The organism is Micromonospora sp. NPDC047644 (assembly GCF_040704315.1).
Lineage (GTDB): Bacteria > Actinomycetota > Actinomycetes > Mycobacteriales > Micromonosporaceae > Micromonospora.
Genome location: NZ_JBEYSY010000006.1, coordinates 322,256 through 335,521 on the forward strand (window position 1 = coordinate 322,256; position 13,266 = coordinate 335,521).

Sequence of the window (13,266 nt, forward strand, 5' to 3'; positions counted from 1 at the left end):
GTGTTACACGTTGCCGCCGGTGGAGGAAACTTGATCGACATTCGGTTCGGCCCGCAGGTCTGCGGCGATCTGACCAGCGCGGCCAGCCGGGAGTGGCTGGTCCCCGACGGCCTCGGCGGCTATGCGATGGGCACCGTCGGCGGGCTGCGGACACGTCGCTACCACGGCCTGTTGGTGGTTCCCGGCGAAACGCCGGCGTCCCGTCAGGTGGGACTGGTGAGCCTCGATCCGGCAGTCACCCTGCCGTCCGGCGCACGGGTCCGCCTCGGCGCGCACGAGTGGGCCTCCGGCGACGTGGACCCGCGCGGCTTCGAGCTGTTGGAACGCTTCGACCTGGTCGACGGGCTACCGCGGTGGCGGTGGCGGATCGGCGCGGTGGTCATCGAACGGGAGCTGGCCATGCTTCCCGGCCGCTCCTGCGTCGCGGTGGTGCACCGACTGGTCGCCGGTGGTCCCGTGCGACTGGAGTTGTCGGCCGCCTGCACCTGGCGGGACGCGCACGGCGAACGGCGGGCCGACGGCCCGGTCCCGCAGGTCGAGGCGGTGGCCGACGGCGCGGTGGTCGAGGGCGCGTACCGGCTCGCCGGCCCGGGCTGGACGCCCGAGGGGCAGTGGTGGCTGGGCGTGCACCACCGCGAGGAGGCCAACCGTGGCCTGAACGCGGACGAGGATCTCTGGTACGCGGGCCGCTTCTCCGGTGAGCTGGAACGCCCCGGCGACACGGTGTCGGTGCGGGCCTGGGCCGGTCGGCTCGACGAGGAGCCGCCGCCGGCCACGGAGATCGTGGCGACCGCCCGGCGGCGCAACCGGCGGGTGGTGGCGACGGCGAAGCCGGCCGACGACGTGGACGCCACCCTGGCGCTGGCCGCCGACGCGTTCGTGGTGCGCACCGACCGGGCGGCGGTCGACGTGGTGGCCGGGTACCCGTGGTTCGGGGCGTGGTCGCGGGACACGATGATCTCGTACGAGGGGCTGTTCCTCTGCACGGGTCGCGCCGACGAGGGTCGGGAGCTGCTGCGGGCGTACGCGGCGACGCTGTCCGAGGGGATGCTCGCCAACACGGCCGACACCGGTCGGGTGGAGTACAACACCGTCGACGGCACGCTGTGGTTCCTGCACGCGGTGAGCCGGCACGTCACCGTCACCGGCGACACCGACCTCGGCGACGAGCTGCTGCCGGCGCTGCGCACGGTGGTGGACGCCCACACCGCCGGCACCCGGTACGGGATCCGGGTCGACCCGGTCGACGGGCTGCTCACCCAGGGCGCCGCCGGCACCGCGCTGACCTGGATGGACGCCCGGGTGTACGGGGTGCCGGTCACCCCGCGCACCGGTAAGCCGGTCGAGGTCAACGCGTTGTGGATCAACGGGTTGGCCGGGCTCGCGGAGCTGGCCGAGCTGGCCGGGCAGGACGCCGACGAGCTGTGGCGACTCCACCGGCAGGCCACCGCCTCGTTCCGGGAGCGGTTCCCGGCCCCGACCGGCTGGCTGCATGACGTGCTGGACGCGCCCGCGCCGGCGTACCCGTTGGGTGGTGCCGCCCTGCACGACGACGACGCGTTGCGTCCCAACCAACTGCTGGCCTGGTCGCTGCCGTACGCGCCGCTGGAGCCGGACGAGGCGACGGTGCGGCGGATCGGGGGCGGTCTGCTCACCCCCCTCGGGCCGCGCAGTCTGGCCCCGGATGCCGCGGAGTTCGCGGGCCGGCACCGGGGCGGCCCGGCCGAGCGGGACGGGGGCTACCACCAGGGCACGGTGTGGCCGTGGCTGCTCGGCCCGTACGTGGACGCCGCCCGCCGGGGGAAGATGTCCGTCGATGACGTTTTCGTCGGCATTGAGGCGCATTTGATGGAGTATGGGTTAGGCTCAGTTAGCGAGACGGCAGATGGCCTCGCGCCGCACACCGCTACCGGGTGCCCGTTCCAGGCATGGTCGGTGGCCGAACTGCTGCGGGTGCGACGAAAGAGCCAGTAGCGCTTTACACGACCGCAACGGTGGTGTCGCCGCTGGTTATCGCGATCCCGGCAGGATTGGCCTCGATCCAGACGCGACGGCGACATCGATTCGGTGTCGGTCGGCGCGCGCCCGGGGACAACTCAAAGGGGGCCGCATGTCACTCGATGCCCACGTGATCGACATCAACCCCGCCCGACAGCTGCGGGTGCTGATGCTCTCCTGGGAGTACCCGCCGGTGCTCGTCGGCGGCCTCGGCCGACACGTGCACGCCCTCTCCGTCGCCCTCGCCGCCGCCGGCCACGAGGTCACCGTCGTCACCCGCCACAGCGACGGCGCACCCCTGGAGGAGTACGCCGACGGCGTCCGCATCCTGCGCGCCCCCGAAGACCCCGTCACCTTCCCCCTCGCCACCAGCTCCCTCCTGGCCTGGACCATGGCCTTCAACCACACCCTCACCCGCACCGCCCTGCGCGCCACCCAGGCCGGCGCCTACGACGTCATCCACGCCCACGACTGGCTCGTCGCCCACACCGCCGTCACCCTCGCCGATCACCTGGACCTCCCCCTGGTCACCACCATCCACGCCACCGAGGCGGGCCGGCACCAGGGCTGGCTGCCCGAGGAGATGAACCGCACCATTCACGGCGTCGAACACTGGCTCAGCAACTCCTCCATCCGCGTCATCACCTGCTCGGGTTACATGCGCGACCAGGTGACCGCGCTGTTCGAGGTGCCCGCCGGCCAGGTCGACGTGGTGCCCAACGGGGTCGACGACCGGGCCTGGCGGGCCCGCCCCCGAGCGGTCGCGTCGGCCCGGGCACGGTTCGCCGGGGACGGTCCGCTGGTCGGGTACGCCGGGCGGCTGGTCTACGAGAAGGGCGTCCAGCACCTGGTGCACGCCATCCCGCGGCTGCGCGAACGACACCCGGGGCTGCGCGTGGTGATCGCCGGCGACGGCCCGTACCGCACCGAACTGGAGGCGGAGGCCCGACGACTGGCGCTCAGCTCGACGGTCCGGTTCACCGGGTTCCTCGACTCCACCCAACTACCGGCGATGCTCGGCGCCACCGACGCGACGGTGGTCCCCAGCCTCTACGAGCCGTTCGGCATGGTGGCGCTGGAGGCGGCGGCCGCCGGAGCACCCCTCGCCGTGGCCCGTACCGGCGGCCTCGCCGAGATCGTCGAACCCGGCGTGACCGGGGTGACGTTCCCGCACAGCGACCCGGACGCGCTCGCCGGCGCGGTCGGCCAACTGCTCGGCGACGAGGTCTTCGCCCGGCGGCTGGCCCGCCGGGCCCGCACGATGGTCGGCGAGCGGTACGGCTGGGCCACCATCGCGGCCCGCACCGCCGCCAGCTACGCCACCGCGCGCCGCGAACACGGCCCCGTGCAGGCCCGCCGCGCCGCCGCCCGACTGAGCGGCGGACGGACCCGCATCGCCATCCCGGAAGGGAACCTGCTCACCGCCGCCGACCACGCCGTCTGCTGAGCCAAGTCGGACGACCGATAGGTGACTTCCGATCCGCTGGTTAGGGTGTAGCCCGGACCGCGGCTGAGGAGGAGCGTGCACAGGTGCTGATCGCCGGTCGGTACCGGCTGCTCGACCTGGTGGGTCGCGGGGGCATGGGTCGGGTGTGGCGTGCCCGCGACGAGATGCTGCACCGCGAGGTGGCGGTCAAGGAGATCGTCCCACCGAGTTGGTTGGCCGATCATGAACGGGACGAGGTGCGCTCACGCACCATGCGGGAGGCGCGCGCCGCGGCCCGACTCAACCACCCCACGGTGGTCCGGCTCTACGACGTCGTCGCGGTCGACGGCAGCCCGTGGATCATCATGGAGTACGTCCCGTCCCGCACCCTTCAGGACGTCGTGGACGCCGAGGGGCCGCTCGATCCGGCCCGCGCGGCCCGGATCGGGCTGGCCGTGCTCGACGCGCTCCAGGCCGCGCACACCGCCGGAGTGCTGCACCGCGACATCAAACCGCAGAACGTGCTCGTGGCGCACGACGGGCGGGTGATGCTCACCGACTTCGGCCTGGCCACCTTCGACGGTGGCGACGGCGCGATGACCCGCCCCGGAATGGTCTTCGGCTCCCCGCAGTACGTGGCCCCCGAGCGGGCCGCCGAGGGCGTGTCCACGGTGACCGCCGATCTGTGGTCGCTCGGGGCGACCCTGCACGCCGCCGTGGAGGGCCGGTCCCCGTACGCCCGCAGCACCGCGATGGCCACCCTGAGCGCGCTGGCCGCCGGCCCGCCCGACCCCGCCCCCCACGCCGGGGCGCTCGCGCCGCTGCTGGCGGGGTTGCTGCGCCGCGACCCGCGCGAGCGCCTCGACCACGACGCGGCCCGTCGGTTGCTCACGATGGCCGCGACCGGCCGCGCCGACCTGCCGCCGACGACCGACCGGCCCGCCGGCGACGGGCCGGTGCCGGGCCTGATCGCCCACCCCGCCGCGGTCGACGACGACCAGGACCCCACCCTCCCGTTGCCCGAACCGTCCGACGACCCGAACCCTGCCCCGGCCGCCACCGAAGGGGCGTCCCGGGCACCGGGCGCAGACCGGGCGGCCCGGGGACCGGCCACCCGCCGGCTGGCGCTGATCGGTGTGACGCTGCTGGTGGCCATCGCGGCCGGTGTCGGCACCGCGCTGACCTTCGCCGGCGACAAGCCCGGCGACACGGCCGCCTCGTCCTCCCCGCAGCCACCGAACCGTCCACCCGACAACCGACCGGGCGGACCGGGCGGACCAGGCGGACCGGGCCCCGACTGGCCGGGGCCGCCGCCCGACGGACGCGACGTCCCTCCGCCGCCGTTCGCGTGTGTCCGCCCGCATGTCGCCGGCACGCCGGTGCTGGCCGGCGACCCCGCCACCGGCGAGAGGTTCCGGCCACCGCCGGGCTGGGTCTGGCACGCCGACACCACAGGCTTCCGGGTCTCCGTGCCCGCCACCTGGTACTACTCCCGCGACGACGGGGTGGCCTGCTTCCAGGACCCGGCGACCGGCCGGGCCTTCAGCGTCGCACCCGGCAACAGCGCCGACCCGTTGGTCCGGCTCCGCGCGGCCCGGGACGCCGCCGCCGGGGCCGGGGCCTTGCCTGGGTACGACGAGATCCGGCTCGCCGCCAGCGACGACGGGGCGGAGTGGGAACTCCGGTGGCAGGCCCCCCACGGCGGCCGGTGGCTGCACGCCCGGCAACAGGCTGTCGCCGCCGGCCGCTGGACGCTGGTCTGGATCACCCACGACGAGGACTGGACCGGGGCCGCCGCCGACTGGAAAAAGGTACGAGAGAGTTTCCGACCACCCCGCTGACCTGCACCGTATGGCCATGATCGGCACCACCGTCCGTCGTGGATCGAGGCCGCTCAGTGGATGAATAAGCAGCCATTGGTGGCTATCGTGGATCCCGGGGTGACCGAGGGGGAGCGACCGTGCATCAGTTGCTGATCGCGGGTCGGTACCGGCTGCTCGACCTGGTCGGCACCGGCGGAATGGGCCGGGTGTGGCTTGCTCGCGACGAGATGTTGCACCGCGACGTGGCGGTGAAGGAGGTCGTGCCGCCGGCCTGGCTGGCCGAGACCGAACGCGAGGAGTTGCGGCTACGGACCCTGCGCGAGGCACGCACCGCCGCCCGCCTCAACCATCCCAACGTGGTCCGCCTCTACGACGTGGTGCACGACCGGGAGAGCCCCTGGATCGTGATGGAGTACGTGCCGTCGCGATCCGTGCAGCAGATCATCAGCGCCGAGGGCCCGCTGAGCCCGCAGAGCACGGCCCGGATCGGGCTGGCGGTGCTCGCCGCGTTGCGCGCCGCCCACGCCGCCGGGGTGCTGCACCGCGACGTGAAGCCGCACAACGTGCTGGTCGCCGACGACGGGCGGGTGGTGCTCACCGACTTCGGGCTGGCCACCTTCGACGGCGGTGACGGTGTGATGACCGGGCCCGGCACCGTGCTCGGATCGCCGCAGTTCGTCGCCCCCGAACGGGCCCGCGAAGGGGTGTCCGACGTGCGCACCGACCTGTGGTCGCTGGGCGCGACGCTCTACGCCACGGTCGAAGGGCAGTCACCGTACGCCAGGTCGAGCGCGATGGCGACGCTCAGCGCGCTGGCCACCGAACCACCGGACCCGATGCGTCGGGCCGGCCCGTTGCGTCCCGTCCTCATCGGCCTGTTGCAGCGCGACCCCTGGCGGCGGTTGACCGCCGCCGAGGCGGAGCCGCTGCTGCGCAGCGCCCAGGCGAGCCACGACGAGCCCACCACGTCGACCCGCTCCACGGCGGTCGCGGCGGCCCGGGACGCCGGGCAGGCCAGGGCGGTCCGGGACGCCGGACGCGCCAGAGCGCGCCAACCGGTCGAACCGGTCGCCCCGTCGGGCGAGCCGGCCACTCCGACCCCGGGCCCGCGGCGCCGACCCGGCCGGCGACGGCGCCTGATCGCCCTGGGTGGCGCGGCTGCCGCTGTGCTCGTCGCGGGAGGCGTCACGCTCGCGCTGGTCAACCGGCACGACGACCGGACCCCTCCGTCCGGCTCGGGCGGTGGCGCGCCGACCTCCCGACCGGCCGCGTTCGCCTGCACGGCTCCCCCGCCACCGTCGGCGACCCCGGTGGTGGCGGTGTCACCGCCACCCGGCGTGAAGTACGGGCTACGCGAGGGCTGGACCTGGTACGACGACCCGAGTGGGTTTCGGATCGCCGCGCCGGTGGGGTGGGCGCGCTGGACCGAGGGCTCGGTGACCTGCTTCCGGAGATCCAGCGGGAGCCGGGTGCTCAGCGTCGAGGCGGGGCCGGTCCGCCCCGATCCGGTGGCGCACTGGGAGGCCGAGGAGGAGCGGCTGACCGCCAGCGCGGCGCTACCGGACTATCGCAAGGTGGACATCTCCGCGATGGACATCTTCGAGGGCGGCGCGGTGTGGGAGTGCGGCTGGAAGAACGCCCTCGGCGTGCCGGTGCACAGCTTCCGCCTGCTGGCCAACACCTCGCCCGACCGCTCCTACACCGTCTCGTGGTTGACAGAAGAATTCGACTGGCAGGTCAACGCGGCATACTTGCCGATGATCCGGCAGAGCTTCACCCCCACCCTGTGAGCCGGTCCGATGTGGACCTTCCGGGTGATGCCCCTGCGGCGCCGACGCTTACTACAGTGGCGTAGTTTTGGGCGCTCAAGATCCCTGGGGAGGGTGAGCCGAGATGATGGGACCGCAACACGCGCTGTCCGGCGCGGCGGTGTGGCTGGCTGGCTCCTGGGCACTGCAGCAGTTCGCCGACTACCACCAGTCGCCGCTCGCGTTGGCGGTGGGCACCGCGGTGTGCGCCGGCGGCGCGCTCTTCCCCGACCTCGACATGTCGGGCAAAGTGACCAAGAACCAGGGTGGGGCCACCGTGGCCCGGACCTTCGGAGTCTTCTCGCTCTTCGCCGCCGAGGTGATGGAAAAGATCTCGCTCGGGGTCTACTACGCCACGAAGCTCAGCAAGGACCCGCGTCGCAACAACGGGCACCGGACCCTCACCCACACGCTGCCGTTCACCGTGCTGGTCGGCTGGGGCACCACCGCCCTCTGCGCTGCTTACGGCAAGTGGGCGGTCATCACCATCCTCTTCTTCATGTTCGGCCTGGCGCTGCGGGGGCTGTTCGACGAGTGGGCCGAACGGGCCGGCTGGGTGATCATCACGCTGGCATCGGCCGGGGCCGCCTGGTTCACCTTCGCCAACCTGCCGGGCGGACGCGGCTATCCCCTGATCGGCACCGCACTGGGCGTGGGCTGCTTCGTGCACATCCTCGGCGACATGATCACCAGAGCCGGCGTGCCGATCCTCTGGCCGATCCCCATCAAGCGCCGCATGTGGATGATGATCGGCCTGCCGAACAAGATCGCCCTGCGCGTCGGCAGCAAGGCCGAAGTGGTCGGAATGCGCATCGCACTGACCGTCGTCTCCGCGCTCGCCACCGTCGGCCTGATCGCGCCCTCGGTGCTGAGCCGATTCGACATCGACATATGACCGATCCGGTGTCGGTGTCGGTGCCGGTGCCGGGCGGCTCGGCCGGCGACCAGCAGCCGGTCCCGGTGCCGGGCGGCTCGGCCGGCGACCAGCAGCCGGTCCCACCCGAGGCGGACGACCGCGTACCGGAGTTCTGCCGCGCCCTGGGGCTGCCCGGCCTCGCCGACGTGCACGTGCACTTCCTGCCACCACGCCTGCTGCGTCGGGTGTGGGCCTACTTCGACGCCGCCGGGCCGCTGGTCGGCACCGAATGGCCGATCCGCTACCGCTGGAGCGACGCCGACCGGGTCGCGCACCTGCGCCGGCTCGGGGTGCGGGCGTTCAGCGCCCTGGCGTACGCACACCGACCCGACATGGCGGCGGAACTCAACCGCTGGACGCTGGACTTCGCCCGCGACACCCCCGGGTGCCTGGCCTCGGCCACGTTCTACCCCGAGCCGGACGCCCCCGGCTACGTCGAGTCAGCCCTCGCCGAAGGTGCCCAGGTGTTCAAGCTGCACCTACAGGTCGGGGGCTTCGCGCCGACCGATCCGGCGCTCGACCCGGTGTGGGGGATGCTGTCCGACGCGGGTGTGCCGGTGGTGGTGCACGCCGGGCACGCCCCGGTGGGAACCTCCCACACCGGCCCGGAACCGTTCGCCGCCCTCCTCGCCCGCCACCCTCGACTGACCGCCGTGGTGGCGCACATGGGAGCCCCGGACTACCAGGCATTCCTGGACCTCGCCGAGACGTACGAGCGGGTCAGACTGGACACCACAATGGTGTTCACGCCCTACTTCGACCAGTTCGTTCCCTACCCCGCCGAGGAGTTGCCCCGGTTACGCGAGCTGGGGCTGGCCGGCAAGGTGCTGCTGGGAAGCGACTTTCCGAACATCCCGTACCCGTACGCCGACCAGATCACCGGGCTGACCCGACTGGACCTGGGCGACGACTGGCTCCGCGCGGTCTGCTGGAACAGCGCCGCCACCCTGTTCAACCTGACCTGACCCCTCGACCGCCACGCCCCACGGGCCCCGCCCCCTCGCCTTGCCCCTCGCCCCACCACGCCGTCACGCGCCTTCCCCCTCGCCCTCGCCCTCGCTCTACCGGGCCGCATCCTCACGCCCTCGCCCCGCCGGACCGCGCCCCCGCGCCCTCGCCCCACCGGACCGCGCCGCATCCCGCCCCGCACGCCCCGCCGCGCCCCACCACGCCACGCCCCACCACGCCGCTGCGCGCCCTCGCCGCCCCGGCCGCCCCGCACCGCACCCCGCACCCCGCACCCCGCACCCCGCACCCCGCACCCCGCACCCCGCACCCAAGATCGTGCTCGATCCTGGGTGTAGTGGCCTCCACGACTATCCAAGGGACTACATCCAGGATCGAGCACGATCTTGCCGCCGCCCGGCCCGCTCCCCCCTTGACCCGCGGCCAAGATCCGCGCAACTACCCGGAAGTTGCTGCCTCCGGCGAATGGGAGGCAGCAACATCCCCGACCTTGCGCAGATCTTGGCCGTGACCGTCCTGCGCGACTGACCGACCGGGGCGGCACGGGCCGGGAGCAGCGCGGCACGACGCGGACCGAGCGGGAGCAGCGCGCGGCGCGGGGCCGCGCGGACCGACCGGAAGCGGCACCGCGGACCGACCAGGAGCAGCGCGCGGCGTGGGCTGGTGAGGGGCCCGGCACCCTTCCAGCCTGGCCGCGCGCAGGGCGCTCGGGCGGGACCGGCGCAGGGGCTCGCACGCCGGTGAAGTCTTTTCGACATCGGCTATTGACGTCGCCGTAACAGGTGGCCTAGCGTCCTGTCGAACCGCTTCGTCGAAACGCTTCGACGAAGTTCGGGAGCGATCCCACCCCAGGCCGGAGGAGGTGCGCGGTGGCCACCATGCACGACGTCGCCCGCCTCGCACAGGTCTCGGTCAGCACCGTGTCGTACGTGCTCACGGGCACCCGCCCGATCTCGCAGGCCACCCGCAACAAGGTGCTCGCCGCGATGGCGCAGCTCGACTACCAGCCCAACGCGATGGCCCGTGGGCTGGCCAGTCGCCGCAGCCGGATCCTCGGCCTGCTGATGCCGATGGACGAGCGTGGCCTCGGTGCCACCGAGACCGCGTTCGTCACCGGTGCGGCCGCCGCGGCCAGCGTCGCCGGCTATCACCTGGTGCTCTCGCCGGTCGGCGGGGGCAACCTCGACGACCTGCGTCGGCTGGCCAGTCAGCGGATGCTCGACGGGGTCGTGCTGATGGAGGTCCAGCTGGCCGACGAGCGGGTGACGGTGCTCCAGGAGGCGGGGGTGCCGCTGGTGCTGATCGGTCGCACCGGCGACACCAGCCAGCTCTCCTACGTCGACATCGACTTCGATCAGACTGTCCGGGAGGCTGTCGCGCACCTGGTCGGCCTCGGGCATCGGCGCATCGTCTACGTCAACCACTCGGCTGCCACGTTGGCCAGCGGTTACGGGCCGGCGTTGCGTACCCGTGACGCCTTCACCGCGGCGATGACCGGGCACGGCCTGGAGCCGGTGATGATCGCGGCCGAGGACAGCGCGGCCGGCGGGCGGGCGGCCCTGGCCGCCGCGTTCGCGCAGGCCCCGGAGCTGACTGCGGTGTTGGCGATGAACGAGACGGCGATCTTCGGCATCCTCGGCGAGCTGACCGGCCGCGGGTTGTCCGTGCCCGACGACGTCTCCGTCGTCTCGATGGTCACCTCGCCGCAGGTCGCCGAGCTGGCCACCCCGGCGCTGACGGCGATGACGTCACCCGGTTCGGCGCTCGGCCGGATGGCGATCGAGGCGCTGACGCGCCAGTTGGATGGCCCCGCTGACCTTCGTCACCAGCAACTGCTGCCGTGCGCGTTGGAGGTCCGTGGGTCGACCGCCGTGCCCCGAAGCCACCAGCTGATGGGGGCCGATCGGTAAATGGCCCGTCGCCGCGCTGCAACGCGACGACGGGCCCCGTGAAGTACCGGCTAGATACTCAACGAGGAGGATGCTAATGCAGCGATTCCACCGGCTCGTCGCCGCGATCGCCCTGGCGGCGATGGCGACGACCACCGTGGCCGCGTGCGGCGGTGGTGACAGCGGGGACGACAGTGACGCCAAGGTCCTGAAGCTCTGGCACTACGAGAGCGAGAACAGCGCCATGGGGGTCGGCTGGGACCGGGCGATCGAGATCTTCAAGTCCGAGCACCCGGGCGTGGAGGTGCGCTTCGAGCGCAAGGCTTTCGAGCAGATCCAGCAGAACGCCGGCATGATCATCAACTCGTCCGAGGGCCCGGACATCATGGAGTACAACAAGGGCAACGCGACCGCCGGGCTGCTCTCCTCCCAGGGCCTGCTGGCCGACCTGAGCAGCGAGGCCGACAAGCGCGGCTGGGCCGGCAAGCTCAGCCCCAGCCTGCAGACCACCGCCCGGTACAGCGACAAGGGCGTGATGGGCTCCGGCAAGTGGTTCGGTGTGCCCAACTACGGCGAGTACGTCACCGTCTACTACAACAAGGACCTGTTCCAGAGCAACGGCGTCACGGTCCCGACCTCGATGGCCGAGATGACCGCCGCGATGGACACCTTCGTCGGCAAGGGCATCACCCCGCTGGGCATGGCCGGTGCCGAGTACCCGGCCGGGCAGCTCTTCTACCAACTCGCCCTCTCCAAGGGCGACCGGCAGTTCGTCGACAACTACCAGCTCTACAAGAACCCGGTCGACTTCAAGGCCGACCCGCTCAAGTACGGCGCGGACACCTTCGCCCAGTGGGTGCAGAAGGGCTACGTCGCGAAGAACTCGGCCAGCCTCAAGGCCGAGGACATGGGCACCGCCTTCATCGGCGGCAAGGTTCCGATGATCGTCTCGGGTAGCTGGTGGTACGGCCGGTTCAAGACCGAGATGAAGGCCAACTGGGACACCTTCCTGTTCCCCGGCAACACCCTGCAGGCCGGCTCCTCCGGCAACCTCTGGGTCGTCCCGGAGAACAGCAAGGCCAAGAGCCTGGCGTACGACTTCATCGACATCACCCTGCGTCCGGAGATCCAGGACCTGATCGGCAACAACGGTGGTGTTCCGGTCGCCGCTGACGCATCGAAGATCAGCGACCCGAAGGACCGCAAGCTGATCGAGGACTTCAACACGGTCAGCAAGTCCGACGGTCTCGCCTTCTACCCGGACTGGCCGGTCCCCGGCTACTACGACGTGCTGGTCTCCGGCTTCCAGGGTCTGATCAACGGCTCGAAGTCGCCCGACCAGGTTCTGGACACGATCGCCAAGCCGTACGCCGATGGCGTCAAGGAGATCACCGGCAAGTGACACGGCGAGCGGCGGGCGCGACCGGCACGACCGGCGCGCGCCCGCCCGCCCCGCCGGGAAGGATCTTCCATGGCTGTCTCCGAGACGGTCGCCGCCACACCGCCGGCCGCGACCCCCACCCCGCCCGCGCCCAGCCGCAGACGCCGCGGCCGCAACGCGGCGTACTGGCTCTACCTGCTCCCCGGAGCGGTGCTCTTTCTCCTGGTCATCGGCGCGCCGCTGGTCGGCACCCTCTACCTGTCGCTGACCAAGTGGTCCGGCATCGGCGACCCCCGGTGGGTCGGCCTGGACAACTACCGGCAGTTGCTGCAGGACGACGTGTTCTGGGCGTCGTTCCGCAACACCGTCTGGATGCTCGTCGCGATGGTGGTGGTGCCCACGGTGCTAGGGCTGCTGCTCGCCGCGGTGCTCTTCGACGTCGTCGGCCGCCGGTTCAAGCCCCGCACCGCCGCCGCGCTGCGGGCCGCGTTCTACCTCCCGCAGGTGCTGCCGGTCGTGGTGGCCGGCATCGTCTGGGGCTGGATCCTGCGCCCCGACGGCGCGTTCAACAGCCTTCTCGACGTGGTCGGTCTCGGCGCGTTACGCCATGACTGGCTCGGCGACCCGGGCACCGCACTGCCGGCCGTGATGGCCGTGATGATCTGGGTGCAGATCGGCTACCCGGTGGTCGTCTTCATGGCGGCGTTGCAGCGCGTCGACCCCGAGTTGTACGAGGCGGCCGAGGTCGACGGCGCGAACTGGCTGCACCGGTTCCGGGCGATCACCCTTCCGCAGATCCGGCCGGAGACCTTCGTGGTGGCCCTGACCTGCACCATCGCCGCGTTGAAGGTGTTCGGGCCGATCTTCGCGCTGACCCGGGGTGGCCCGGACAACGCGACGAACGTGCCGAGCTACTTCGCCTACTACACGTTCTTCAAGAAGCTGCAGGTCGGCTACGGCTCCGCGATCTCCACGGTCCTGACACTGATCATCGTGGTGGTGGCCGGGGTCTTCATCTGGATGCAGGCCCGCAGCGAGCGCCGGGACCGGGGGTTCTGA

General features: G+C 72.1%; 9 protein-coding genes. All 9 read left to right on the plus strand.

The window, feature by feature from the left end; genetic code table 11:
- Positions 1-30 precede the first annotated feature (30 nt).
- Positions 31-1,974: an amylo-alpha-1,6-glucosidase gene (locus AB0877_RS12605; RefSeq protein ID WP_366608685.1), complete on the plus strand. Its 1,944-nt coding sequence runs from the start codon at positions 31-33 to the stop codon at positions 1,972-1,974.
- 136 nt (positions 1,975-2,110) lie between these two features.
- Complete coding sequence (locus AB0877_RS12610; protein WP_366608686.1) at positions 2,111-3,445, plus strand: glycosyltransferase family 4 protein; 1,335 nt, start codon at positions 2,111-2,113, stop codon at positions 3,443-3,445.
- Between the two features lie 83 nt (positions 3,446-3,528).
- Positions 3,529-5,265, plus strand: coding sequence for a protein kinase (locus AB0877_RS12615; protein ID WP_366608687.1), 1,737 nt, complete (start codon positions 3,529-3,531; stop codon positions 5,263-5,265).
- Between the two features lie 119 nt (positions 5,266-5,384).
- On the plus strand, positions 5,385-7,037 hold the full coding sequence (locus AB0877_RS12620) for a serine/threonine-protein kinase (protein WP_366608688.1): 1,653 nt from the start codon (positions 5,385-5,387) through the stop codon (positions 7,035-7,037).
- Between the two features lie 103 nt (positions 7,038-7,140).
- The gene (locus AB0877_RS12625) at positions 7,141-7,950 is read left to right on the plus strand and encodes a metal-dependent hydrolase (protein WP_366608689.1); all 810 of its coding nucleotides are present in this window, start codon (positions 7,141-7,143) and stop codon (positions 7,948-7,950) included.
- Positions 7,947-8,936 (plus strand): amidohydrolase family protein, encoded by a 990-nt coding sequence (locus AB0877_RS12630; RefSeq protein WP_366608690.1) that lies wholly within the window; start codon positions 7,947-7,949, stop codon positions 8,934-8,936. The genes AB0877_RS12625 and AB0877_RS12630 overlap by 4 nt, the downstream gene beginning before the upstream one ends.
- A gap of 879 nt (positions 8,937-9,815) precedes the next feature.
- The gene (locus AB0877_RS12635; RefSeq protein WP_366608734.1) at positions 9,816-10,847 is read left to right on the plus strand and encodes a LacI family DNA-binding transcriptional regulator; all 1,032 of its coding nucleotides are present in this window, start codon (positions 9,816-9,818) and stop codon (positions 10,845-10,847) included.
- 76 nt (positions 10,848-10,923) lie between these two features.
- Positions 10,924-12,228, plus strand: coding sequence for an extracellular solute-binding protein (locus tag AB0877_RS12640; protein WP_366608691.1), 1,305 nt, complete (start codon positions 10,924-10,926; stop codon positions 12,226-12,228).
- A gap of 69 nt (positions 12,229-12,297) precedes the next feature.
- Positions 12,298-13,266 carry a sugar ABC transporter permease gene (locus tag AB0877_RS12645; RefSeq protein WP_357260446.1) on the plus strand — a complete coding sequence of 323 codons (969 nt, stop codon included), beginning with the start codon at positions 12,298-12,300 and terminating at the stop codon, positions 13,264-13,266.